The sequence below is a fragment of the Micromonospora aridisoli genome, assembly GCF_056150025.1.
This window is the reverse complement of the sequence record NZ_JAXCFK010000009.1, coordinates 94,396-119,330: the sequence shown is the minus strand read 5'-3', so window position 1 is coordinate 119,330 and position 24,935 is coordinate 94,396. Positions and strand designations below refer to the sequence as shown.

The window sequence follows — 24,935 nt, the reverse complement described above, 5'->3', positions numbered from 1 at the left end:
AGTGATCTACGGTGCAGCGATGCAGCGACCTGGTGTACAGCGAGCTCTGATCGCTGCCGTCCAGGTACTCGCCCTGGCGGTGTGGTTCTCGGCCTCCGCCGTGGTGCCGGCCCTGCGCGAGTCGTGGCAGATCAGCGCGACCGCATCGGTGTGGCTGACGGCCTCCGTTCAACTGGGGTTCGTGGCCGGTGCCATCACGTCGACGATGCTGAACCTGGCCGACCGGACGAGGCCGCACCTGCTGATGGCCGGCTGCGCGACGCTCGCCGCCGCCTGCACCGGCGCCTTCGCCCTCACCGTCGACGGCCTGGCCGCTGCCGTCCCGCTGCGGTTCTTCACCGGCGTGTTCCTGGCCGGGGTGTACCCGGTCGGCATGAAGCTGACCGGTTCTTGGACGCCGCCGGCCCGCCGGGGACTCGCCTTCGGGGTCATGATCGGCGCGCTGACCCTCGGCTCTGCCCTACCGCATCTGATCGGCGGGCTGGGCGACCTACCGTGGCGCGGCGTGATGGGCACCGCGGCCGGATGCGCGCTCCTCGGCGCGGCGGTCGCCGTGACCCTCGTGCGGGAGGGCCCGCAGTTCGCGCCGGGCCGGCCACCGCGTCCGCAGCCGCGGTACGCCCTGGCGATGTTCCGTCATCGTGGTCCACGGTTGGTGAACCTGGGTTACTTCGGGCACATGTGGGAGCTGTACGCGCTCTGGACCTGGCTGCCCACCTTTCTGGTCGCGGGTACGGCGGCCCGGACGGGCCGCGATGACGCGAACGTCAGCCTGCTCGCGTTCCTTGCCATCGGCGTCGCCGGGGTCGCCGGATGCCTGGCGGGCGGATGGGCCGCGGACCGGTTCGGTCGACCTCGAGCAGCGTCCACCGCCCTGGTGGTCAGCGGCATCTGCTGCCTCAGCTCGCCACTGTTCTTCACCGCCCCGCCCGCCGCCGTCGTGGTGCTGGGTGTGGTGTGGGGTGCGGCGGTGATCGCGGACTCCGGCGTCTTCTCCACCGCGTTGAGCGAGGTCGCCGACAAGCGGTACGTGGGAACCGCGCTCACCGCGCAGACGGCCATCGGCTTCGCCTTGACCGTCGTCACCATCCAGCTCGTACCCGTCCTGGCCGACGCGGTCGGCTGGCGCTGGGCGTTCTGGCTGCTGGTGCCAGGGCCGCTGGTCGGCGCGCTGGCGATGCGTGCGTTCGGCCACCAGCCCGCCCGCGCCTGAGCCGCGATGGGAATGGCTCGCCCGGAGTCTGTCGAGGAATACAGCGGCAAGAGGGCCGCGACGTTTCGCCGGCACCTTTCGGTGCGCGTCCGCGAGGGGAGGGCAATCCCGGAAAGCGGCCCGGATCATTTCACCGCGAAGCTGACCAGCGCGATTAGCGGCCGCCAGAGCGGGGACGCACCGGCGGTTCGGCACCTACCGAATGCAGCGCCGTACCTGCCGGATGCTGAATCGGCGGCACCGCCAGGTCCCGTGGGGGTGGTCGGGTGCGGCCAAAACGCGGCGTCGCTCAGCGGCCTGCCTTTGCGTGGTACTCGTCCACGATCTCCTGCGGAATCCGGCCTCGGTCGGAGATGTCCTTGCCGGCCTTCCTGGCCCACGCCCGGATCGCCTTGTTCTGCTCACGGTCGGCACTGACGGTGCCGTGACCACGAGGGGCGCGACCGCCGACAACCACACCACCGCGGCCGACCTTCGTGCCATGGGCGACGTAGGGGGCGAACACCTTGCGCAATTTGGAGGCGTTGCCGCTCGACAGGTCGATCTCGTACTGAACGCCGTCGAGAGCGAACTTGACCGTCTCTTCGGCGTCTCCACCGTCCAGGTCGTCAACCAGCTTATGAATGATCTGCTTCGCCACGTGCGCACATCCCTTTCAAACGAGGCCCGCTCAACATGTGTACGAACACAATATCCGCTTTCGTGCGCACCGCGTCAACGGGATCCGAGCAACAGCCTCGTATCGAAGACCTTCGTCCTCGTGGACGATCATCCGACCGTCCATACAATGCAAACTAAGTGAACGGCCGCGTTCTGTTGGCATCGTACGCCGGCCGTCCTCGACTTCACCGCACTCGTGCGAGAGCCAGATCCGGGCGCTGCACTGGCGGTCGAAATTGCACGTGCTTTTCGCGGTAGCCGGACGCCGTCACCGGCACGCACACGCCTACGACAACCATCAAGAAGTTGTACGACGGCCCCGGGACGAGCGAGCCGGCTGTCACGCGGCACGGCCCTCCGGCGGTCGTGGAGCGTCAGGTGAGATGCGCCCGTGCGATCCAGTGATGGTCGCGGGTCGGGCAGAGGCGCTCCGGCGGAGAGGGCAGCCAGGCGCACTCGCCGGCGTGAAGCTGCCGCAACGTGTAGGCCTCTGCCGTCCAGCCGTGCCGGTACAGGAAGGCGCCGAGATCGTCGAAGCCGAGCCGGAACGCGGATCCCCGCGACTTCATGAACGCCAGGAACGTCTCGTTGGCCGGGTCCGTGTAAAAGTCGGCATGTGGCGCGTCGACCAGCAGGACCGAACCGCGTGCGGACATGCTCTTGACGATTTCGAGCAGGCGGGTGAAGTCCTCGATCTGGAAGTAGGGGAGCAGTCCTTCGATGATCCAGACGGTGGGTTCTTCCGGCTCGTAGCCGGCCGCCAGCAGGCGTTGCGGCCACGTCTCACGCCGAAGGTCCTCGCCGAGGGAGAGCCGACGGCAGACAACCCGGTCCTGAACCGGTGCGAGCAGTCTCTCCTTGACCTCCAACTGGCCGGGGAGGTCGATCTCAAAGAACCTGGTACGGGAGGGAAGATCCAGGCGCCACGCCCGGGTGTCACCGCCCGCCGCCAGGCACACCACCTGGGCTATCCCTGCCGCGGTCGCATGGCCGAGCGCAACGTCACCGAAGCGCGCCCGGACGATGACGGATCCGACGGTGCCGCCGACGGCCAATGCCGCGTCGGCCTTCCTCTTGGCTGAGGGCGTGCTCAGCAGCGCGGCGTACGGGTCGACCAGGTAGGCGTCGGCGCGTTCGTGTTCGATGGCTCTGATGACGGCGGTGATGAAACCGGTTTCCTTCACGGCCTCGGCGTCCCGCCCGGCGACATCCGTCACCTCGCCCACCGACGTGCGGTCAGGCGTGCCCGCCCGACCGTGCCGGGCGACGGTCAGTGACGGCCTCGAGTTGACGAAGTCCTGGTCGAACTTTCCCGTCAACGCGTAGTTGCGGGATATCTCCGCCAGTTCCTCCGCACTGAAGATCTCGCGGACATCGTCGAATCCGTGCGGTGCCCGCTGGTGGGCCAGAGTGATCACTTTCTCCGGCCCCATCGTGCGATTCGCACTCTGGAGTTCCGTCATGGGCGGGCGGCGTTCGCCCTCATAGGACTGAAGGGCGCTGTCGACGTCGGGCTGGGTCGCCAGGTGCCACGCCAGCACACGAGCATCGACGATGGCCTGCGTGGCGCCGTTCGATCCAGCCGGATACATCGCATGGGCGGCGTCACCCACGAGCGTCACGCCGTGGAAGCTCCAGCGCGGAATCGGGTCTCTGTCGATCATCGGGTACTGCTGTACCTGCGCCGTGTCCTCGACCAGGCGCGTCAGGTCCACACCGGGGGGTGCCCAGCTTCCGAATAGACGCAGGACGGCCTCGCGGCTGTCCGCGACCTCGGTCGGGTGCCGCCGGATCGGCCCGGCCTCACCGGCCGGACAGGCGGCGACCCAGTTGATCAGAGACCTGTCCGTCGCGTCGTCGCGGTCTATCGGATACAGGACGAGTCGCCGCTTGTCGTCCCCGAGCACCGCCATGGTGCTTCCCGTCAGAAAGTGACGCCCCCACGCGGTTCCTCGATACATCGTCATACCGTTCGACGGCGGGGGACCCTCCGCCGGGTAGAGCGCCGACCGGACGGCCGAGTGGATACCGTCGGCACCGACGAGCACCTCTGTCTCGACCACCCGCTTCGAGCCGTTCCGGTCCACGAAGGTCCCGTACGTCCGACCCGGCTCGCGGTGCAGTCCGACGAGTCGCGCGTCGGTGACGATGGCGTGGTCACCCAGGCGTCGCCGCACCTCATCGGCCAGAACCGTCACCAGCCGGGCGCGGGAGACCGAGAGCTGTGGCCATCGGTAGCCGGCCAGAACTCCGCGGGCTTCGCGCCACACAATATTTCCCCGCGTGGTGTACAGCGCCAGTTCCTGGGTGCGGACCGCCTGCCGCTGCAACTTGTCGAGCAGTCCGAGCTCGGCAAGCTCCCGAACGGCGTTGGGCAGGATGTTCAGCCCGAACCCGTGCGGATGCAGCTGCGGCTCGGCCTCGAAGACAGTGACCCGGTGGAACCCCGCCGCGTGCAGGCTGATCGCGGCGGCCAGTCCCGCTATCCCTGAACCAACGATCGTGATCTCCATCGCCGGCACGTCACCTCCGTCCGTCACGGCGTCTGAACCCGCTGTCCAGCGGTCGCGCTGAGCAGAGTCCGGTTCTGTCTCGTCAGGGCGAGAATCTCCTCGAGCAGTCCCACGCTTCCTCCGCCACTGCCCAGTTCGTACAGTCGGAGATCCTCGTGGTAGGCACGCCGCGCCAGCACCAGATGTTTGCCGCGGAACGAGGTGAGCGACTGAAGGGCCCGCCGCAGGCTCCTCGCACTGGACTCCAGGTGCTCGTCCGTCGGCGATGAGCCGGTACCGCCGAGAGCCGCAATGACCCGGGAGGTCAGGGAGGGCGTCCTCGCCCACTCCGAATACCGCTCCTGCCACCGCGGCAGCGTCTGCCCGGCGACCTCGCGACAGAACTGGAGGTACCCGGGACTTCCTCGATCGGCGGCCCACAGGAGTACGTCGAGGAGAAAGATGGGGACGTGTGCCGCCGCCGGCCCCATGTAGGCACGACCCGCAATGCGGATGTCCTCGTAGAACGGCCTGAGCACGCGCGCGAAGAACTCCGGCGTGACCTTCGCCCTGATACCGCTGATGACCGCGTCCGCCACCGCGATGTGGGACGCGACCGACGCCATGCTCTCGGCATGAGCAGGTGTACCCAAGGGCTCGATCAGTAGCGAATGGCCGATGTCGACGGCGTGAGCCAGGTCCGGCACGCAGGTGCGTACCGCCTCGATCAGGCTGCGTTCCATCGGGTGTCCCGTAAAGAGCCGCTCACGCTCACCGATCGGATTCCAGGAGGTGTAGTGGTACACCGTGTCTCGCGGAATCATCCGCGTACGCTGCCCCAGCAGTTGACATGCACGCGTCGCGCCGTGGACGGCATCGAAGGCGCAGACACCGTGCCTTTGCAGGCTGCCGAGATACATGCCCAGATCCCGCATGGCGGCGAGGCACTCCGCCGGCGTGAAGGCCGTGATGCTCTGCGCGGAGGGAAGCGCATTGCCGAGCACCCGTACCAACGCGGCGACGTCGCCGGCCTCGTTCAACTTCGGCAATATTCGAAGCTCGTTGTCCAACCGCAACGGGTCGAGCTTCCTGACCTGCTCATTGTCTTCCTCTGAGGTCACATCCACATCTGCCCAGCGGTGCACGTGAACCCTTCCCCCGCGCGGATCCGAGCGATGCCCATGATTCGAGCAGGAAGCTCCGGCACCGCACCGGTTCCCGACAGAGCTCTGACAGATTGCCGCGCTGGTTTCCGCCTCCCGCGTCAGGCGTCCGGTTTCGCCGGCCTGGTCTTCTGCGGGTAGATCGTCTCGTGGCGGGCCAGCATGGCGACGAACTCGCCGATCTTCCGTTCCCGGGTCTGCGCCCGTTTGACGGCATTGAGGCGGTGGATGAGCGCGAACCGGTTGGTTCTGGTGAGTACGTCGAACATGGCCTGGGCGGAGGGGTCGGCGGCGATGGCGGCGAGGAGATCGTCCGGCATCTCGGCTTCCGACGGCGGGGCGTAGGCGGCCGCCCACCGCCCGTCCGCCTTCGCGGCTTCCACCGCGGCGCGACCCGGGGGCCGCATCCGCCCCTCCGCCTCCAACCGGGCCACGTGCGCGACATTGCGTTGCGACCAGGAACTGCGGGGCCGCCGGGGCGTGAACCGGATCCAGGAGGTTTCCAGGTCGCGTTTACGGGCCTGCCCGTCGATCCAACCGAAGCACAGGGCCTCGTCGACCGCCTGCTGCCAGGTCAGCGTGGTGACGGTGCCACCCTTCCTGGTCAGGGCGAGCCAGACGCCGGGAGACGTGGCATGGTTGGCCGACAACCACGCGCGTAGCGCCTCGGCGTCCGCGACGATCAACTCATCCAGTTCCACGCTCGCCATGACGGCAGGTTAACCGTTGCACCGGAGTGCTCCGAGGCGGCTGCGCCGGCGCACTGGCCGACGGCGCCGTCACCATCGTCCAGTGGAACTCTGACCGGCCGCCGACCCTGGTCAGCTTCAACGACACCGGGCATCTGTAGCCGTCCGGCATCCAGGCGCTGACACGGTCCGGAACCAGCGAGCGGCGCGGGGTTCAGGGCCGCTGGGCTTGAGCCGCCGCGATCCAGCGGTGGTAGGCAGCCATGTCGACGTTGCTGCCGCAGACGATGGTGACGACGTGGCGGCCGGCGAAGCGATCGGGGTCTTCGAGGATCGCGGCGATACCGAGCGCGGCTGACGGTTCGACGACGAGGCCGGCGTGGTCGAAGAGCATCCGCATACCGGCGATGATCGAGGTTTCCCGGACCAGGACGGCGTCGTCCACGACCAGGAGAAGGTCGTCCAGAACGGCCGGGATGGGACGTCGGCCGGCGACGCCGTCGGCGATGGTGTCCGCCGAGTCGGTGGTGACGACGTGCTGCTGACGCCAGGAGAGGGTCATCGCGGGCGCGCCCAGTGGCTGGACGCACAGTACCTCGACGGTCGGTGCCAGCTCCTTCAACACGTGTCCCACTCCGGTGGCCAGCGCCCCGCCACCGAGAGCGACCAGAACGGTGTCGAACGACGGCGTGTCGGCCGCCAGTTCCAAGCCGATGGTCGCCGCGCCCTCGCAGGTCTCGATGTCCAAGCTGTCTTCGAGCAGCCGGATGCCGCGTTCCCGCGCGATGGCCGCCGCCCGGTCACGGGCCAGCTCATGGTCGCCGTCGACTAGTTCCACGGTGGCGCCCAGGGCCCGGATGCGGTCGAGCTTGGCGACGGTGGCGTGCCGGGCGGCCACGACCGTGACGTCGAGACCCCGGCCGCGACCCGACCACGCGAGGGCCTGGCCGAGGTTGCCAGCGCTGGCGCATACCACCGCGTGCTGTCCGTCGTCCGCGAGATGACTCGCGAACAGTTCCGTGCCGCGCCCCTTGAAGCTGCGGAGCGGGTTCGCTGTTTCCAGCTTGATGCTCACGGCGCACCCGAGGTCGGCCTCCAGGGCCTCGCATCGGTACAGCGGAGTGTCGAGAAAGACCGGATCGATGATTCGACGAGCCGCCCGGATCCGAGCGGTGTCGAGGCGCGTCTTCTGCACGATCGAGCAGCGTAACGTCGATCACCACCGACAACGGCGACAGCATCCGCCCGTGCCGGTCGCCGTCAGCGTTGCCGGCATGTATGGGTGTCGCTTCGTGCGAGCCGCCGGCAGCCGGGCGGTCAGCTGGGGGAGGGGTCTCGGGTGAGGCAGAGCATGGCGATGTCGTCGCGGCGGGGCCGGGGTCCCACGTCGCTGGTGAGGATGTGATCGAGCAGTTCGGCCGGATCGAGGCGGGGTGCGCTGCGCACTGCCGCGCAGAGATCGCCGAGGCCGCGGTCGAGCGGGTAGCTGCGGTCCTCCACGAGCCCGTCGGTGTACAGCACCATCGTCGCTCCGGGCGGGAAGACGAAGCTGGACTCCTGGTACGCGACCGTGTCCGAGGCACCCAGGGGAGCGTGCGTCGGTAGGCGCAGCAGGCCGGTGGCGTGCGCGTCGCGCAGGATCGGAGGCGGATGTCCGGCCAGCACCCCGGTGACGACACCCTGGTCGACCTCTATCTGCAGATAGCAACAGGTCGCGATGGTGTTCAGTCGTAGGGCGCGGATGAGGTGGTTCGTGTTGTTCATGACGGTGGCCGGTTGCTGCCCGGCGATGGCGTACGCGCGCAGCGCGTCACGGATCTGCCCCATCGCCGCTGCCGCCGTGGTGTTGTGGCCGGCGACGTCGCCGATAACGACGCCGACGACGCCGGGTCGTACGGCGATGATGTCGTACCAGTCGCCGCCGACCTCGGCACCACGCGTCCAGGGCAGATACCGGGTGGCGTGCCGCAGTCCAGCCGGCTGCGGCAGGGTCGCCGGCAGCAGGGCGTGCTGCAACTCGGAGGCGATCGACATGCTGGTTTCGAACAGCATCGCCCGCTGCAGTGCCTGGGCTCCCAGTCCCGCGAGGGCCGTCAGTGTCGATCTGGTGTCGGGATCGAAGTCGCGCGGCTCCCGGTAACCTACGACGAGCGCGCCCAGCACGTCGCCGGCGACGGTCAGGGGCAGAAAGGCCCACGCCTGGCGACTCCCCGGTGGGACCGCCGACACCGGGTCGGGTTGGGCCGCGTGGAACTGCGTCAGCGAGGTCAGGTACCACGGCTGTCCGGTGCGGGCGACGGTCGCCGCCGGGTAGGGGTGCTCCAACGGCAGCTCGTGCAGCCGCGCGACGACCTCCGGTTCGTACGCGGCGTGGTAGGCCAGGTGCAGGGAATTATCCTGGCGGAGCAGCAACGCCAGGCACTGCCCACCGGCCGAGGGCCGCAGCACCGATCCGATGGCGCTGTAGACCTGCGCCGTCGTGCTCGCCGCCACCAACGCCGCGGTCACGCTCTCCAAGCTGCGAGCGCGGGCGGCGGCCTGCTCGGCCCGGGCCGCGCTGTCGGTCAGTTGCCGCTGTCGGTCGACCTGCTCGGTGATCTCCCGGAAGGACACCGCGACGTAACCGCCACCGGTACGCCCGACCTTGATCTCCCACACCTGGCTGATCTCTGGATACGTCAGCTCCTGCCGCCAGGCCTCACCGGTCTCGGCCACGGTGCGGTAGCGGTCGAACAGGCCGCTCTTCCAACTGTCGGCGGAGATCTCGCTGAGCGGATGACCGATCACGTCCTCCAAGCTGCGGCCGGTGATCTTGGCCCCGAGCTGGTTGACGTACTCGCAGACGAAATCGACGATCTCGCCAGCGGCATCGCGCACCGGACGAAGCACCGTGAACCCGTCGAACGCGGTGTCGAGCATGTCGTACAGCCGTTCCCCACCGGCCGACTGGGGAGACACCGTCACCTGACGCAGGTCGACGCAGCGGACGATGATGCCGTCGCGGTAGGGGCCCACCCGGAACTCGAAGTGCCCGGTGATGGACTCTCGCTCGTAGTACACCGTGCGCACGTCCGGGTGTCCGGTCTCCACCACCGTCCGATAGAACGGGAGGGTCCCGTCGTGCACGGTTTCCGGCCACAGCTGCCGGTACTGGTGCCCGACCAGTTCGGCGCGCGGCCGACCGACCAGCCGGCAACCGGCGTCGTTGATGTAGACCAGCTGAAAATCGACGATGACATCGCCGTCACGCACAGCCCGAGCCAGCACCCACCCCTGCGGCTCCAGATCCAGCATGGCAAGTATCTGGGCGTCAGGGAGCCAGTCGGCCATCTTGTCACCTCCCTCACGCGGCATCGGTGCGTCGCACAGGCATCATCGCCTGCCGTCGTCTCCAGCACCTAATACCGCAGCGCGTCGCCAGGGTGAGGGCGCTTCGTCCGAGGCGATAACACGGTCAGCAGCCCAGGAGGATCCTCCGCGCGTGGGCCGTGAAGCACGGCATCCGCTTCGTCACGGTACGTGTTCAACCAGTCCCGGGGTACGGGAAGCGCGGTCCCTGGCCAGGTCGTCCAGCAGCCGCCCCACCTCGGCGAGGAAGCCTGGCACGTCGAGCAGGAACGCATCGTGCCCGGCCACGGAGGTGGTGTCCTGGTAGTGGGTGGCCCGGATGCCGTGCTCGGCCAGCCGTCGCCGGATGTGATCGCTGTGATGGACGCCGAACAGGCGATCGCTCGCGAAGCTGAACAGGTGCACCGCCGGTCGGTCCGTACCCGGCGGCGTGTCGGCGATGGGATCGGCGAACGCGTCGAAACGGTCCATGGCCGAGGTCAGGACCAGGTAGGTGTTGGCGTCGAACCGGGCGTTCAGCTTGTCGGCCTGGTACGACAGGTAGCTCTCGATGGCGGTTCGCTTCCCGTTGCCGGCGGAGCCGAACTTCTTCTCCAGCGCGGGCTCGGAGAGGTAGGTCAGGTGCGCGACCATGCGCGCCAGACCCAGCCCGGTGGCCGGTGGATCGTCCGCCGGGTAACGCCCACCGGCGAACCGAGGGTCGGAGTGGATGGCCGCCCGGCCGATCGCATGCCAGGCCAGACCGTCCGGGCTCATCGCGGCGGTGCTCGCGATCACGAAGAAGCCGGCCGCTTCGCCCGGGTGCCGAAGCGCCCATTCCAGCGTCTGCATGCCACCGAGCGAACCACCGACCACCGCGAGCAGCGGCCGGACGAGGCCCAGATGTCGGAGCAGCTCGCGGTGCACGGTCACCATGTCCGGCACCGTTATCGCCGGGAAGTCACCGCCGTACCGCTCTCCGCTGGGTGATCGTGACCAGGGGCCGGTCGTACCCGCGCAGCCACCGACGAGGTCGGCGCAGACGACGTGATACCGGTCCGTGTCGATCGCGCGCCCCGGCCCGACCATCGACTCCCACCAGCCCGGCAGGTCGTCCGCGCTGTGGCGGGTCACGTGTGAGCTGCCGGTGAGCGCCTGACACACGAACACCACGTTGTCCGCCTCGGCGTTCAGCGTCCCGAACGTCTCGTACGCGACCGTGACCTCGTCCAGCTTCCCGCCCATCCGCAGCCGTAGCGGGCGGTCCGGTGCGAAGAGGCGTGCCGTCCGCACCTCCGCGCTCTGTGGTGCCGGGCAGCGGTCCTCGGCTGTGCCGGCCCGGCGCCCTCGCCGACGTGCCGGGCCGATGCACAGCAGCCCGAGGGCGCCGACCAGGCCGACCACGGCGAATCCAGGCGGGCCGAGCCGGTTGAACAGGAACACGCCGAGGAGCGGCCCGAGCATGTGACCGACGTCGGAGATGGCGCCGAAGATGCCGAACGCCAGCCCCATCGGCCGACCGGTCTCCCGCAGTTCGGCCGTCCCCCAACGGGCGGCGAGGTACAGCATCGGCTGGCTCACCATGACCACCACCATGGACAGCGCCACGATCCAGACCGAGCCGCCGAACGACAGCATGGCGAAGCCGACCACGCCGATGGTGCACCCGAGCATGATCAACGCGGGCGGCCGGGGGCCGCCGTGGGGTCGACCAAGCTGCCAGGAGACGACCGCGAAGGTGGCCATGCCGAGCACGAAGACCAGCGAGATCTGGCGCGTGTCCCGCAGGTACAGCGGAATGGTCGGCTCGAGCGCCGAGTAGGCGAGGTTGGTGAACAGGTCGAGCACGCCGAACAGCACCACCGTGCCGAGCCAGACCCGGCGGGGTAGCGGATCACTGACCGGCGTCGCGTCGACCGCGGCCGGTACGACCGCCGCGGCGGGCTCCCGCAGCGCCGCGTGGACTCCGAACCCGGTGCCGACCGTGATCACCGCACAGATCAGGCACAACCAGTAGAGCCCGAGGCCGACGGCCAGGCCCGCGATGGCCGGCCCCAGCAGCAGGCCGGTCACGGCCGAACCACCGAACCAGGCCATCACCCGGTTGGTGGGAATGGCGTAGCGGGCACACAACTCGGTCACGCCCTGGTACAGCGCCGGAGTCAGCAGCCCCGCGCCGACACCCCAGGCCGTCCGCGCGCCCAGCACGGTCAGCGGCGTTCGGGCGATGGCCAGCAGGTACACGCAGCCCGCGATCAGCAGCAGCGACAGCAGCGCCACGTGTCGGGCCCGCCAGCGGTCGACCCAGAGCCCGCCGAGCGGCTGGGCCACCGCCTTCGCTCCGGCGTAGACGGCGAACATCAGCGCGATGCCGGCCTCGTCCAGCCCGGCATCGCGCTCGATCTGCGGCACCAGCGGAATGAGGATCGTGTAGGCGGCGTTCACCGAGGCCACGGCGAGCAGGATCGTGAAGACCCGCCAGCGTGCCGGTCCGGGTAGGCCCTTCGTCACGCCGCACCACCGTTGATGTAGGCGGTCAGCTCCGACCTCATCCGGGCCAGCTTGTGACGCCGCTGCGGGTCAGCGGTGAAGTCGTAGACCAGTGCCCACAGGTCGACGCCGGCGAGTCCGTGCCGCTCCTTGAACCGGTAGTTGTCCCGACCCCACTCCACCTGTTTGAGGCCGTGGTCGTACGCCCACTCGACGCAGCCGTACATGAGCGCCACGTAGGTGCTGAGATCCCGCAGACTCCGGTAGTCGACGCCGCCGCACAGGAAGGTGACCTCGTCGCCGTGCACGAAGCCGAAGAACACGCCGACCAGTTGCTCGTCCACCTCGGCCACGGCCAGCGTCGCACCCGGCACGTCCAGTAGGCCGTGCAGGGTCTCCTCGTCGTAGAGCGGCGGCCAGCCGTGCTCGTCGGTGGTGCCGACGGTCAACGGCAGCGCGGCCCGGACCCGGGAGCGGGCCGCGTCCGGTGACAGCAGCCGGATGCGTAACCCGCGCTCGGCGGCCCGGCGCAGCCGACGTTGCGTGTCGCGACGCACTTTGTTGTCGAGCCGGAGCAGGTAGTCGGCGTAGCTGCCGGTGAGTTCGGCGCGATAGGTGCGGTCCAACAGGACCTGCCCGGCGGGCTCGCCGACCTCGGCGATCCAGCTGTCCACCCCGTCCGAGGTGACGTTCGGTACCACCAGCAGGTCGGTCAGACCCGCCGCGGACCAGGTGGTCGCCTGATCGTAGGCGTCCCGGATCAGCCCGGCGGGGACCGGTCCCCGCTTGCTGTACATCGAGTAGGTCGAGCCGGCGAATGCGATGTCGCCCTCAGTCAGCGGTGCCACCCCGGTCTGCCGCTCGTAGCCGTACCAGAACGGCGAATGCCGGACCAGGGTGACCGGCAGTACCTCGTACGTCGCGGACCGGCCGTGCTCGGCCACCGCGTACCGGCGTAGCCGGCACGGCTCGATCGACGTCTCCGCCCACTGCCGCAGCCACCCGGCGGAGTCGAAGAGGCAACTGGCGAACACCCGGTCCGGCATCGTCTCAACCAGCATCGCGGTCGACTCCCTTCCCACGGCAGGCGGCACCGAACGCCTCGAAGATCCGGCGGGAGACCGCATCGGTGCCCGCATACCACTCCGGGTGCCACTGCACGCCGAGGCAGAACGTCGGGCCGGGCCGGGACACCGCCTCCACCACGCCGTCGGCGGCGCGCGCCTCCACCCTCAGTGGTTCGGCGAGCACGTCGATCGCCTGACCGTGCAACGAGTTCACCGCGACCGCCGGGGCGCCCAGCACGTCGTGCAGCAGACCACCGGAGGTGATCTGCACATCGTGGGTGGGCAGGTACTGCTCGTCCCGTGGCAGCGTGAGGTCCTCCCGATGGCTGCCGTCGGGCAACGTGCGCAGGGTTCCGCCGAGGGCGACGTTCAGTTCCTGCAGGCCGCGGCAGATGCCGATCACGGGTCGCTCGGCGGCGATCGCCGCGCGCAGCAGGATGAAGGCTGCGGCGTCCCGGCCCGGGTCGTACTCCTCCCCGGGCGTGGACGGACCGCCGTAGTGTTCCGGGGAGACGTTGGACTGGTGCCCGCCGAGAGCCACGCCGTCGAGCCAGTCGGGGCATCGGGCGAGGTCCACACCGCGCGTGGGTAGGACCACCACCTGACAGTCGGCGACATCGGCGAGGGCCTTGACGTAGGCGTCCCGCACGGCGGTGTACGTCACCCCGTCGAAACGCTCCCCGTGTGCGAGCAGGCCGACCAGCGGACGGGCCGTCACGCGTCCGCCAATGCCCGCGAGAGGTCGGCGATGAGATCATCGGGATGTTCGACGCCGACCGCCAGCCGCACACCGCCCGGGGTCACCCCGGCCGCGAGTTGCTCGGCCTCCGGAAGCTGCGCGTGCGTCGTCGAGGCCGGGTGGGTGGCGTAGGACCGTACGTCACCGATGTTCGTCACGTGCGAGATCAGCCGGAGCGCCTCCATGAACCGGACCCCCATCGGTCGGCCGCCGGCCAGCTCGAAGAAGATCAGCGGCCCGAAGCCGCCGTTCAGGTACCGCGCGACGCGGTCGGCGTCCGCCCCGGTGGCGAGACTCGGGTGGATCACGTCGGCAACCTTCGGGTGCTGGGTCAGGAACCGTGCCACGGCCAGCGCGTTGTCCGAGTGCGCACGGGTCCGCAACGGCAACGTCTCGAGGCCCTGCAGGAGAAGGAACGCGTTGAACGGGCTGAGGCAGGGGCCGAGGTCGCGCAGCAGCGTCTCGCGCATCTTCAGCAGGTAGCTGCTGCGTCCGAGCGCACCGCTGAGCTGCCGGCCGGCTCTGGTCCAGACGATGCCGCCGTGCGCGTCGTCAGGCTCGGTCAGCAACGGGAACCGGGCGGCGTGCCGGTCCCAGTCGAAGCGCCCGCCGTCGACCACCAGGCCGCCCAGGGCCGAGCCGTGGCCGCCGATGTACTTGGTGGCCGAGTAGACCAGGATGTCGGCGCCGTGCTCGAGCGGCCGGCAGGCGTACGGCAGCATGGTGTTGTCCAGCACGAGCGGTACGCCCAGCGGGCGGGCCAGCTCGGCCACCTCCTCGATCGGAAACAGCCGCAGCCGCGGGTTGGGTAGCGTTTCGCCGAACCAGCACCGGGTGCGTTCGTCGGTGGCCGCGGCGAAGTTCTTCGGATCATCCGGGCTGACGAACCGGGTCTCGATGCCGAACCTGCCTAGCGTCTTGGCCAGCAGCAGCCAGGTCCCGCCGTACAGCTCCCGCGAGCTGACCAGGTTGTCGCCGGCCTGGCACAGGTTGAGCACCGCCAGGGCGGTGGCCGCCTGCCCGGAGGCCACGGCGAGTGCCGCGACCCCGCCGTCGACCTGCGCCACGCGCTCTTCCAGCACGTCACAGGTCGGATTGTTCAACCGGGTGTAGGCGTGACCGTCCTCGTACAGGTCGAAGATGCCGGCGGCCGCCTCGATGCTGGGCAGCATGAACGCCGCGGTCTGGAAGATGGGTGTCACGACCGGCGTCGTCAGGCCCATCCGTACCTCGGAACCACCGTGGACCGCGGCGCTCTCCCGGTTGGTGTACGCCCGGCCCGGCCCCTCATGCCGCGACACGGTGTGCCTCCGCCTCGCGCTCCGTCGCGGCCGGCTCGTTCATCATCCGGATGATGGTGGTCAGGGCGCTCGGTTGCCCCTGTGGGCCCTTCGTGAAGAGCCCGCCGGTCATCGCGTCCAGTGCGGCGTAGTTCGGATCCTTCAACCGGATCTCCCGGGCCTTGTGCAGGTTCCAGAACGGCGTCCGTGGATCGAGGTGATGCTCCAGGTGGTAGTTGTCGTTGTGAATCCCGGTCAGCCACTTCTCCAGTCCGCGGCTCTTACGGTTGCGGGTCATGTAGAGGTCGACCGAGTGGTCGCGTACCAGCGGTGTGTGCTCGGAGAGTTCGATGTACCAGCCGAGAATCTGGAAGCTGGTCAGGAACGGGACCACCCAGAACAGGAGCAGCTCGTCGAGGGCGCCGACGTACCAGCAGAGACCGGCGACCACGGCCCAGAACGTCCAGAAGGCGAGCACGTCCAGCCGCTCCTTGCGGCGCTGCACCGGCGATGTCGCGCGTTTCTGGGGTCCTTCACCCTTGAGCACCAGGTAGCGGTTCCGCACCAGGTAGCGCAGGTAGGCGACGGTCTGCCGGCCGAGGGCTGGCCAGACCAGAATCCGGCCGATGTAGCGGGCCCGGGAGACCGGTGTGTAGACCCTCTCCTCCACGAAGAACTGCAGGTCCGGGTCGCCGTTGGGGTCACCGAGCTTGGGGTGGTGGGTGTAGACGTGCGAGATCTTGTAGGCGTAGTGCGTCTGGAAGATCGGATAGGCGGTCAAGACCGTACCGAGGACCATCTGCAGCCGCTTGGAGGACGCACCGACGCCGTGCGCACAGTCGTGCAGAATGGTGGACAACCCCCGCTGGCGGGCCCCGATGACAAGCACCGCAACCGGGTAGAGCCACCATGAGATCAGATGGCAGGCGGCCGCATATCCCACGATCAGGATGATGTCGACGCTCCAGGCCAGGAGCGCATGCCAGTTGTCGCTCTTGTTGAGCTTCTTGATCTCCCTTTCGATGTCCGGCGCGAATCGGTACATCGTGTACCGCTTGCCCTCGTAAGCCCAGGCGATGGCTCCCAAGTTGTACCCCCGGCGATCCAGACAGCTCTTGTCCGAGGCGGCGGCTTTGCCGGCCATCGATGCCGGCAACGAGGTTACGCCACAATGGACGGCCGTGGGGGCGTCGCTCCCCGCGCGAGCATTGCTGGTCGTCCCGACGAGTCCGGCGGTATTGACATCGACCTGCGCTTTTCCTGGCTTCAGGCGCTCGGCGATCAGGGGTGCCGGCCCGGTAGTTTCCCCGCGTGACACGGTTCGTTTACCGGCCGGCCAAGATCCGGCACCTCATCCATTCCGGACGATTCACTGCGTTCATTCGTGCCTCGATCATTGGCCCACGCCCTGCCATCCGGCAGCCTGCTGTCGGAAACGCGCCACATTCGCAAGGGGAGTTGACGCTCCTGGCGAACCTCGGCCCCTCGGTTGCGCCTGGGCGCCGCCGGCAGGCCCCGCGGTCACCGTGGTCGCTGCGCGTCGACGGGTCGGGCTCCGTCGGCGGTCCGCGCCCGGGACGGCGACCAAAGACATTTAACATCTGCTATATATGGGAACGCTCCCAGGACGCCGTCGTCTCGCGCAGATCCCAATGATGGAGGAAACATGCGTAACCTGCTTGCCGCGGTGAGCGCCGCCCTGCTGATCGGCGTCACCGCCGGCAGTGTTCCGTCCGGCACCGGGATTGCCCACGGCGGCTCCTGCTCTCGCCATCTGCTCTTCTGCGAAGACTTCGAGCGGCTGCCGCGTGGCGGTGCCAGCTCGCTGAACTGGGGCATCGACACACGTAACGGCACGCTCACCGTGGAACGTACCCGCCGCGGCAATCAGGTGCTGCACATCCACACTGTCGACAACGGTCGCGCCTTCCTGCGTGTCGACGACTTCGCCGCACCCGGCAACCGCTTCTACGGCCGGATGCGGTTGCGGGTGGACGCATTCCCCACCGCCCCCGACTGGGCGCACTTCACGCTCGTGGAGGCGACCGGCACCGGCAGTTCGGAGATCGTCCGTCCGATCGGCGGCCAGTACGCACCCACGGTCCCCGGCATCTTCTGGGGCGTGGGCGCCGATGGAGGGCCGACCGGCGACTGGACCAACTGGCGGGAGTCCGCCCCGGTCGTCGAAGACGCCTGGCAGTGCTTCGAGTGGAAGCTCGACCCGGTGGACAACCGCGTCGCGGTGTGGATCGACGGAGTGGCGAACCCGGAACTGACCGCCTCCACCACCGAACACGGCGGCAACGACGTGCCCTTCATCCTTCCGACGGTGAACACCGTGAAAATCGGGTGGCAGCTCTACCAGGGCGGCACCACTCCCGGTCAGTTCGACCTCTGGGTGGACGACATCGCTCTCTCCACCAAGCGCATCGGCTGCTGATCCGCGGGTTGGAAACCGCGACGGAGGCTGCCCGGGCCGCCGGACATGATGGACCGGCGGCTCGACCTCACACCAGGCGGGTGTAGATCGCCTGGGCGAGGCTGCGGACCGTGGCCCGGTCAGCCTCCTTGCCGGCGCTGGAGGTGACGGCGACCAGCAGCCCGACCCCGCCCGCCTCGAATCCCACGGCGGAGCCCTTGGCGCTGGCCCGGCCGATCCCGACGAATCCATTGAAGAACGCCGCATTGTCGCTCAGACCGGGCGCCGGACCGGCGGTGGCGAGCTGGTCCAGGTAGTCCGTGGTGAGCTTCTCCACGGGCACGACGCTGACGAGCACCGTGCGGCCGTTGCCCTCCCACTCGCAGTCAGCGAAGCCGGCACCCATCGATCCGCCCTCGGCTTCGGGTACCGTGCCACCGAAGACGGCGCTCAGTTCCTCCGCACCGAGCAGCGCACACGGTTCATCGACCGACGCCGCCTCGGCCGGTGCGGACGGCGCGCTCGTGGTGTCCGCGGCGGCGGGCGCCGTGGCGGGTGTGTCCGGAGCGTCGGCCGCGGTGGTGGGCGTCGAACCGGGCGTATCCGCGTCAGTGCACCCGGCGGAGGAGAGGACGAGGGCCGCCGCGAGCACGACACCCGCCGTCATGCGTCGTGTGGTCCCGCCTGTGGTCAACGTCGGACGCATGATGCCACCCCTACGATCGATCGAACGCCTTGTCGACGGGCCGCCCGCGGGGTCGCGCGGATGCGTCCCCCGTCTGCCGGTTGCCGCCACGCTACGGACGGCGCGCGGCCGCGACATCCGTGCGCCTCACCAGGGTGTACCGGAGATCACCTGGCCGGGACGGTCGACGTTCTGTCCGAGTTCCAAAGATGGTCCCGCCCTCGCCGTCCGCCGAGATGACACCCCGCCTGGTCGGCAGCGGCGGGTTCTACGTCCTCAACAGTGAACCCGGGCTGCCGGTCCCGCCCGGGCAGCCCGGAGGCACGGGCACCGTCGACTTCCTGCTCGCGTACGTCTGACGGCCCCGGCGTGACCACCGCTATCGGCAGAATGCTCACCAGCGGTGACGTGGGGATGCTGGTCTGGTCTGGTCGGGCCGGTGCCGGGCCGACGACACGCACGACGACTCGCCGGGATCACCGCGCCCTGGTACGTGGCGGGCGGCCGGGCTCTGGACCTGTTCCGTGGCGAGCAGACCCGTGAGCATGGTGACATCGAGATCGGTGTGTGCCGGCCGGGCGGTCCCGAGCATCCGCTGACGGCACCGCCGGAAGGGGGCCGGCCGATGCCGTCCATCAGGGGGCCGTGGCGGGCGTCCCGGCGGGTCCGGCCGGGGCGGTGCCGGGAGTCGGGCGGCGGGTCAGGACCTGGGCTCCGGCAGCGGTGATGGCGACCGTGTGTTCGGAGTGGGCGGTGCGGGAGCCGTCGGCGGAGCGGATCGTCCAGCCATCGTCGTCGAATCTGATCTTGTTGGTGGAGCGGCAGAACCAGGGCTCGATGGCGATGGTGAGACCGGGTTCGAGCTTCAAGCCGCGGCGGGCGCGCCCGCTGTTGGGGACGTGCGGAGCCTCGTGCATGGTGCGGCCGATGCCATGGCCGCCGAACTCCGCGTTGACGCCGTAGCCGTAGGAGCGCGCGACCTCGCCGATCGCGGCGGAGACGTCGCCGAGGCGGCCACCGGGCCGGGCGGCCCGGATGCCGGCCTCCAGTGCGACCTCGGTGGCCTCGATCAGCCTCAGGTCGGCGGGATCGGGGGTGCCGACGACGACGGAGAGCGCGGAGTCGGCGACCCACCCGTCGATGCCGACCGCCACGTCGACGCTGAGCAGGTCGCCGTCCCGCAGGACGTAGTCGTGCGGTAGGCCGTGCAGCACCGCGTCGTTGACCGACAGGCAGAGCACGTTCCGGAACGGGCCGCGGCCGAACGACGGGGCGTAGTCCCAGTAGCACGATTCAGCACCGCGTTCGCTGATCCGGCGGCGAGCGTGGTGTTCGAGGTCCATCAGGTTGACACCGACCGCGGCGAGGCGACTCAGCTCCGCGAGCAGCTCGCCGACGAACTGACCGGTCACCGCCATCCGGCTGACCTCGTCGGTCGACTTGAGTTCGATCATCACCGCTCCTCGCCGCATACGGTATTTCTTTACCGGTATTTGTATACCACGCCCGGTGGTGACGCCGCGGCGGGCTATCCTGCTGGCATGGTTCGCCAACCGCTCACCGCCGCACAGATCGCTGCGGGCCAGCGCCTCGGAGTAGCCCTCCGGGCCGCCCGGGCCGGCCGCAGCCTCGTCGACGTGGCGTTGGCAGCTGGCATCTCACCCGAGACGCTGCGCAAGATCGAGGCCGGCCGCCTCCCCGCACCGGCGTTCGGCACGGTGGTCTGCCTCAGCCGGGCCCTCGACGTCCCCCTCAGCGAGCTGGCCGAGGTCTGGCTGGCCGACATGCCCGTCCGTCAGGCGTCCTGACCAGCCCGGCCTCGTCGACCCCACAGGGCGATCTCATGCCCGTACGGCTGCCTCATGATCGCCCTGGTGAAGGCGGCCTCGCCCGCCCTCGTCCACCGGGAGATCGTGGCCGCCGTGGGCTGGCGCGTGCTGCTGGAACTCGGCATCGCGAGGGTCGGGCCAGAAAATGCCGGTCCGTGACCGTCGGTAGCCGAACGTGTGCTGTCAACTTACCCGGCTCCGTCGTAGGCTGCATTGTCGCGGGTGACGGGCAGGGGGCTGAGGTGGCCGAGACGACGCTGACCGGGACGACGGTCACCGGGGTGCTGGCGGAGCTGGCCGAGCTTGCGGACCCGAAGACACGCGAGGTGAACGAGAGACACGGCGACGATCACGGTGTGCACCTCAGCAAGCTGCGCGCCCTCGCGAAGCGGCTGAAGCCCCAGCAGGAACTCGCAGCTCAGCTCTGGCAGACGGGCGACACCGCGGCGCGTCTGCTGGCGATCCTGATCTGTCGTCCGAAGGCGTTCGAGCAGGACCAGTTGGACACCATGCTGCGCCAGGCGCGTCGACCAAAGGTGCACGACTGGTTGGTGAACTACGTGGTGAAGAAGAACCCACACGCCGAGGAGCTCCGCCGGGCCTGGTTCGCCGATCCGGATCCGGTGATCGCCAGCGCCGGCTGGGCGTTGACCACGGAACGAGTGACGGCGAAGCCCGAGGGCCTCGACCTCGCGGGGTTGCTCGACGTGATCGAGGCGGAGATGAGGGACGCTCCGGACCGCCTGCAGTGGGCGATGAACCACTGCCTGGCTCAGATCGGGATCGAGCACGCCGAACACCGGGCCCGCGCGATCGACATCGGGGAACGCCTGGCGGTGCTCAAGGACTATCCGACCTCTCCGGGCTGCACCTCTCCGTACGCGCCCGTCTGGATCAACGAGATGGTGCGCCGACAGCACGACAGGTAGCGCGGTCCGGGCTCAACCGGCACCCGATCAATGCCCCACAGTGGACCGGGAGCGCGGATAGAACGTTTTCCGGCCTGTGACTACACTCAGTTCGCGCTCGGCCAAGCGATCCGGTCGACCGCGATCCGGTGTGGACGAGGAGATGAATCGTGGCGAGTCAAGAGGTGGCACCGTCCGGGGTCGACATGAGCGTGCCCAGCATCGCCCGGGTCTACGACTTCATGCTCGGCGGCAAGGACAACTTCGCGGTGGACCGCGCCGTAGCCGAGCACGCCCTCAGGATCACGCCGGACGGTCCGCAGGCCGCCCAGGCGAACCGTGCCTTCCTGCGTCGGGCGGTTCGCTTCCTCGCCGCGGAACAGGGCGTCAGCCAGTTCCTCGATCTCGGCTCGGGACTGCCGACCCAGGGGAATGTGCACCAGGTGGCCATGCGGCACAACGCGCAGGCGCGGGTGGTCTACGTCGACAACGACCCGATCGTGCTGGCACACGGGCGGGCACTGCTGGCCGACGCCGGAGCCGCGACGGTGATCCAGGCCGACGTCCGATCGCCGGAGGCCATCCTGGAGCACCCGGAGGTGCGCGGGTTCCTGGACTTCGACCGCCCGATCGGGCTGCTGCTCTTCGGGATCCTGCACCACATCAGGGACGACGAAGACCCGAAGGCGGTGGCGACGACACTGACCGAGGCCCTGCCGTCCGGCAGCTACGTGGCGGTCTCCCACTTCCGCGATCCCGGCGAGCGGCACCCCGATGCCTCCCGGAAGGCGCGTGAGGTCGAGCGCATCTTCAACGAGTCCCTCGGCACCGGTCGGTGGCGCAGCGATGAGGAGATTCTCTCCTTCGTCGAGGGCCTGGAGGTGCTGGAGCCGGGGCTGGTGCCGCTGGCCGAGTGGCGGCCGGAGCCGGGCGAGACCGCTCCGGACCAGAGCGACACCTACCACACCTTCTGCGGACTCGTCGCCCGCAAGCCCTGAGGTCGGCACCCCCGGTCCGCTACCGGTCCCGAGTGCTCGGCGACAAGGGTTGCCGTCAGTGGCCAGGCCCGGACGACGGGGGCCGACAGTGCGTCGGCCAGCCTCTGGTGCGGGTCGGCCGGCACGACCTGGGTCACCGCCGGTCGGGCAGCCGGTCGCCGGTGCCGGGCGCAGGCGCGGGCGCTGCACCAGGGCGGAGCAGCGCAGCGGCGGTGTCTGGGTGTCGCCGGCCAACTCCTTGAGGCCCGGCACCCGGCGCAGGTGGGGCGCCAGCGAACGACGACCAGTCGCAGACCCGGTGGCCCGGAGATGGCGGCGAACTCATCGCGGAGTCCGAGGCTCGCCGGATTGCGGTGCACCTCGTCGTCGAGGGCGACCGCCCTGGGCAGCGGGTAGATCGTCCCCCAGACGTGTGGTTGCCGTCCCGGCAGGGAGCTCGTCACCGCCACACGGTGATCTGACCGGCCGTCAGTGCCTTCCGCCCCTCGAACGGGCGGTACGTCGCCGCGTCGCTGAGATGGTGGCCGGCGGCGAGGCCGCGGTACGAGAACCGGACCACGGTGCCTTCCACAGTGACCAGCTGCGGCGGGGACGCGTCCACGGCCTGCCGGGTCAGCACCAGGAGGGTGCCGTCGGCCAGGTCCACGTCCCGTACGACGAGCGCGCGCTCATCGATGACCCGGTCCACGGCCGCCGTCACGGTCAGCCGGTCGCCGATCTCGACTCGCGCCAACGTGTTCGGCGGGCTGGTGCCGGTGGTCCTGGGTGGGGGCTCGGCTACCGGGCCACGGGTGCAGCCGGTGGCGACGAGAACGGCTGCCAGGCTGGTGGCTACCGCCGCGTGCCGGAGGCCGTGCGGGTTGGATCCTCTGCGGCATCTGCTTTCGGGTTCTCTTGTCATGCCGTCGCTCCCTCGTTCCCTCGCTGGATGGGTGCCTGTTCTCAGAGATGCCCGGAGCGATGACGGTCGGCGCGCGAACGTGTGACGGTCACGTGACATCGCGACATTGGCCGTTGTCATGTGACTGACCAGGGGTTTTCCCGACCTCGGCCCGGGGTAGCGCGATATTCGACCAGACAACGGGACGCCCCGCCGGGGTGCGTGACCGGATCGGGAGGTTGTGGCTCGTGCGGTGCCTACAACGGCGTTACCGGCTCGACGAACCGGTCGGCCGCGGTGGCATGGCGACCGTCTGGCGCGCCTACGACCTACGGTTGCAACGCATCGTCGCGGTGAAGCTGCTGTCCGCCCCGCTGCTGGACGACCCCTCGGCGCGTGAGCGCATTCGCCGCGAGGCACTCGCCGCCGCAAAGCTGGACCACCCCGGGGTCGCCCGCGTCTACGACTACGGGGAGCAGCGGCACCTGACCCGCACGCCCACCCCGTTCCTGGTGATGGAGTTCGTCGCCGGGTCGACGCTGGCCGCCCATCTCCGTGCCGCCGGCCCACTGCCACAGGACGAGGCGCTCCAGATCGGGCGGCAGGTGGCGGCGGCGCTCGCCGCCGCGCACGAGCAGGGCATCGTGCACCGGGACGTCAAGCCTGGCAACATCATGCTCACTCCGAGTGGCGTCAAGGTGGTCGACTTCGGTATCGCGGCCGGCGCGGGCGACGACCCGGCGGACCCGGACGGGCAGGTCTGGGGTACCCCGACCTACCTGCCGCCGGAGTTGACCGTCGCGGCGGAGGCGGTGCCGGCGGGCGACGTGTTCGCGCTCGGTGTCGTCATCACCGAGTGCCTCACCGGTCGGGCCCCACGGCGGGCCCCGCACGATCCGGTCTCCGTCCCCACCGTCGAGGGCCTCTCCGCATCCCACGCGGATCTGATCGGCCGGTGCCTGGCAACCGACCCCGCCCGGCGCCCATCCGCGGGTGAACTCGCGGAGGCGCTGGCGGGGCCGGCCACCACGGTGCGGGCGGCACCGGCCGACGCGGCCACCGGGGCGGTCGTGCCCACCCGAGCGGTCGCCGGACCCACCAGGCAGGCCGACCGTCCGGCGTCGGCGAAGGTCGTCGGCCGGCGTCGCGGGCTGCTGCTCTTCGCGCCCGGAGCGGTAGCGGCAGCGGCCGTACTGGCCGGGACCCTGCCGGGACTGGTCGCCGCCGACGAGGGCTCGGCCGACCCGCCGACCTCCGAGGCCGGCTGCACCGTGCAGTACCGGGCCCAGCAGGCGACCGACGGTCGCTTCACCGCCCAGATCAGCGTCACGGGAACCTCGCCGCAGACGGCCGGGGAACGGGCGTTGACCTTCACCCTGCCAGCCAGTCAGCGGCTGCTCGACGTGCGGGGTGCGGCCTGGGCGAACGACGAGCAGCGGGTGACGTTGCGTCTGGCCGAGCCGGCGGTGCCGGGCACCGGCGTGACGGCGACACTGCACGGCCGCGTCGAGTCCGGTGGGCATGAGACACCGGACCGCTTCAGTCTGGCCGGGGTCGTCTGCCAGCAGGCGGGCACCCATGTACGGACGTCGGTCCTGGCCTCCGCCGAGCCGACGGCACCGACGGAGACATCGGCCGGGCATCAGGCCGGCACGCCGGCCGCGGACCGTTCCGCTGCGCAGGCCGGCGGCCGGGGCGCGGGTCAACCCGACGCCACCCCCACCGGCGTGCCGTCGGCATCGCCGTCCGGCACGCCGACGACGCCGGTACCGACCCGCTCCGGTTCACCGGTCCCGCCCGCTCCGCCGACCACGCCGGTACCGACCCGCTCCGGTTCACCGGTCCCGCCCGCTCCGCCGACCACGTCGAACCCACCGGCACCCTCCAGCCCACCGCCGACGTCGAGCCCGTCCACACCGTCGGAACCGACCTCGCCGCCGGCCGAGGACCCGTCCGAGGCCGAGGATCCCACCCCGTCGGGCACCCCACCCCAGACGTCGCCCACCACGTCGGTGGCCCCGCACACGTCGGCGGACGCGGGTGAGGGCAGCAACACCTGAGACAGACCAACCCGGGGTGCGCGGCCTGCCCGGCCG

The 24,935-nt window shown here is 69.8% G+C and carries 23 protein-coding genes; 8 read left to right on the top strand and 15 right to left on the bottom strand.

All coding sequences use genetic code 11. From position 1 onward, the window contains the following. The first annotated feature begins 19 nt into the window (after positions 1 to 19). The gene (locus tag SM447_RS19860; RefSeq protein WP_474574329.1) at positions 20 to 1,213 is read left to right on the top strand and encodes an MFS transporter; all 1,194 of its coding nucleotides are present in this window, start codon (positions 20 to 22) and stop codon (positions 1,211 to 1,213) included. A 289-nt stretch (positions 1,214 to 1,502) separates the two neighbouring features. Here SM447_RS19860 and SM447_RS19855 read toward each other — a convergent pair whose 3' ends face one another. The 11 genes from SM447_RS19855 to SM447_RS19805 form a co-directional block, all read right to left on the bottom strand. Then, positions 1,503 to 1,853 carry a histone-like nucleoid-structuring protein Lsr2 gene (locus tag SM447_RS19855; protein ID WP_474574328.1) on the bottom strand — a complete coding sequence of 117 codons (351 nt, stop codon included), beginning with the start codon at positions 1,851 to 1,853 and terminating at the stop codon, positions 1,503 to 1,505. A gap of 394 nt (positions 1,854 to 2,247) precedes the next feature. Then, entirely contained in the window at positions 2,248 to 4,386 is a 2,139-nt protein-coding gene (locus tag SM447_RS19850; RefSeq protein ID WP_474574488.1) for an SAM-dependent methyltransferase, read from the bottom strand. 23 nt (positions 4,387 to 4,409) lie between these two features. Further along, a complete protein-coding gene (locus tag SM447_RS19845) occupies positions 4,410 to 5,510 on the bottom strand; it encodes a monodechloroaminopyrrolnitrin synthase PrnB family protein (RefSeq protein ID WP_474574327.1) in 1,101 nt (366 codons plus the stop codon). Between the two features lie 119 nt (positions 5,511 to 5,629). Further along, positions 5,630 to 6,238, bottom strand: a complete 609-nt coding sequence (locus tag SM447_RS19840; protein ID WP_474574326.1) for a YdeI/OmpD-associated family protein — start codon at positions 6,236 to 6,238, stop codon at positions 5,630 to 5,632. Between the two features lie 193 nt (positions 6,239 to 6,431). Next, positions 6,432 to 7,412, bottom strand: coding sequence for a threonine ammonia-lyase (locus SM447_RS19835; RefSeq protein WP_474574325.1), 981 nt, complete (start codon positions 7,410 to 7,412; stop codon positions 6,432 to 6,434). Between the two features lie 122 nt (positions 7,413 to 7,534). After that, positions 7,535 to 9,547: a SpoIIE family protein phosphatase gene (locus SM447_RS19830; protein WP_474574324.1), complete on the bottom strand. Its 2,013-nt coding sequence runs from the start codon at positions 9,545 to 9,547 to the stop codon at positions 7,535 to 7,537. Positions 9,548 to 9,727: 180 nt separating this feature from the next. Next, the gene (metX, locus tag SM447_RS19825) at positions 9,728 to 12,055 is read right to left on the bottom strand and encodes a homoserine O-acetyltransferase MetX (protein ID WP_474574323.1); all 2,328 of its coding nucleotides are present in this window, start codon (positions 12,053 to 12,055) and stop codon (positions 9,728 to 9,730) included. Beyond that, positions 12,052 to 13,095 carry a GNAT family N-acetyltransferase gene (locus tag SM447_RS19820; protein WP_474574322.1) on the bottom strand — a complete coding sequence of 348 codons (1,044 nt, stop codon included), beginning with the start codon at positions 13,093 to 13,095 and terminating at the stop codon, positions 12,052 to 12,054. Before SM447_RS19820 ends, metX begins: the two co-directional genes overlap by 4 nt. Continuing rightward, the gene (locus tag SM447_RS19815; protein WP_474574321.1) at positions 13,085 to 13,819 is read right to left on the bottom strand and encodes a gamma-glutamyl-gamma-aminobutyrate hydrolase family protein; all 735 of its coding nucleotides are present in this window, start codon (positions 13,817 to 13,819) and stop codon (positions 13,085 to 13,087) included. The genes SM447_RS19820 and SM447_RS19815 overlap by 11 nt, the downstream gene beginning before the upstream one ends. Further along, complete coding sequence (locus SM447_RS19810; RefSeq protein ID WP_474574320.1) at positions 13,816 to 15,141, bottom strand: O-acetylhomoserine aminocarboxypropyltransferase/cysteine synthase family protein; 1,326 nt, start codon at positions 15,139 to 15,141, stop codon at positions 13,816 to 13,818. Before SM447_RS19810 ends, SM447_RS19815 begins: the two co-directional genes overlap by 4 nt. Then, the gene (locus SM447_RS19805; RefSeq protein ID WP_474574319.1) at positions 15,128 to 16,264 is read right to left on the bottom strand and encodes a fatty acid desaturase; all 1,137 of its coding nucleotides are present in this window, start codon (positions 16,262 to 16,264) and stop codon (positions 15,128 to 15,130) included. Before SM447_RS19805 ends, SM447_RS19810 begins: the two co-directional genes overlap by 14 nt. A 522-nt stretch (positions 16,265 to 16,786) precedes the next feature. Between SM447_RS19805 and SM447_RS19800 the strand changes: the two genes are divergently transcribed. Continuing rightward, positions 16,787 to 17,560 carry a hypothetical protein gene (locus SM447_RS19800; protein ID WP_474574318.1) on the top strand — a complete coding sequence of 258 codons (774 nt, stop codon included), beginning with the start codon at positions 16,787 to 16,789 and terminating at the stop codon, positions 17,558 to 17,560. Between the two features lie 67 nt (positions 17,561 to 17,627). On the opposite strand, the gene SM447_RS19795 is transcribed toward SM447_RS19800, so the two are convergent. Then, a complete protein-coding gene (locus SM447_RS19795; protein ID WP_474574317.1) occupies positions 17,628 to 18,206 on the bottom strand; it encodes a hypothetical protein in 579 nt (192 codons plus the stop codon). A 227-nt stretch (positions 18,207 to 18,433) separates the two neighbouring features. Between SM447_RS19795 and SM447_RS19790 the strand changes: the two genes are divergently transcribed. Next, positions 18,434 to 18,583: a hypothetical protein gene (locus tag SM447_RS19790; RefSeq protein ID WP_474574316.1), complete on the top strand. Its 150-nt coding sequence runs from the start codon at positions 18,434 to 18,436 to the stop codon at positions 18,581 to 18,583. 276 nt (positions 18,584 to 18,859) lie between these two features. On the opposite strand, the gene map is transcribed toward SM447_RS19790, so the two are convergent. Then, a complete protein-coding gene (gene map / locus SM447_RS19785) occupies positions 18,860 to 19,678 on the bottom strand; it encodes a type I methionyl aminopeptidase (RefSeq protein WP_474574315.1) in 819 nt (272 codons plus the stop codon). A gap of 87 nt (positions 19,679 to 19,765) precedes the next feature. Here map and SM447_RS19780 point away from each other — a divergent pair, with 87 nt between their 5' ends. From SM447_RS19780 to SM447_RS19765, 4 genes are all read left to right on the top strand, one after another. Then, positions 19,766 to 20,032, top strand: a complete 267-nt coding sequence (locus tag SM447_RS19780; RefSeq protein WP_474574314.1) for a helix-turn-helix domain-containing protein — start codon at positions 19,766 to 19,768, stop codon at positions 20,030 to 20,032. A 54-nt stretch (positions 20,033 to 20,086) separates the two neighbouring features. Then, on the top strand, positions 20,087 to 20,212 hold the full coding sequence (locus SM447_RS19775) for a hypothetical protein (protein ID WP_474574313.1): 126 nt from the start codon (positions 20,087 to 20,089) through the stop codon (positions 20,210 to 20,212). Between the two features lie 83 nt (positions 20,213 to 20,295). Next, positions 20,296 to 20,982, top strand: coding sequence for a DNA alkylation repair protein (locus SM447_RS19770; protein ID WP_474574312.1), 687 nt, complete (start codon positions 20,296 to 20,298; stop codon positions 20,980 to 20,982). Positions 20,983 to 21,131: 149 nt separating this feature from the next. Then, positions 21,132 to 21,959 carry an SAM-dependent methyltransferase gene (locus SM447_RS19765; RefSeq protein WP_474574311.1) on the top strand — a complete coding sequence of 276 codons (828 nt, stop codon included), beginning with the start codon at positions 21,132 to 21,134 and terminating at the stop codon, positions 21,957 to 21,959. On the opposite strand, the gene SM447_RS19760 is transcribed toward SM447_RS19765, so the two are convergent. Beyond that, a complete protein-coding gene (locus tag SM447_RS19760) occupies positions 21,920 to 22,402 on the bottom strand; it encodes a hypothetical protein (protein WP_474574310.1) in 483 nt (160 codons plus the stop codon). The two genes, SM447_RS19765 and SM447_RS19760, sit on opposite strands and share 40 nt — an antisense overlap. After that, on the bottom strand, positions 22,399 to 22,860 hold the full coding sequence (locus tag SM447_RS19755; RefSeq protein WP_474574309.1) for a hypothetical protein: 462 nt from the start codon (positions 22,858 to 22,860) through the stop codon (positions 22,399 to 22,401). Before SM447_RS19755 ends, SM447_RS19760 begins: the two co-directional genes overlap by 4 nt. 227 nt (positions 22,861 to 23,087) lie before the next feature. Here SM447_RS19755 and SM447_RS19750 point away from each other — a divergent pair, with 227 nt between their 5' ends. Continuing rightward, a complete protein-coding gene (locus SM447_RS19750) occupies positions 23,088 to 24,899 on the top strand; it encodes a serine/threonine-protein kinase (protein WP_474574308.1) in 1,812 nt (603 codons plus the stop codon). Positions 24,900 to 24,935 lie beyond the last annotated feature (36 nt).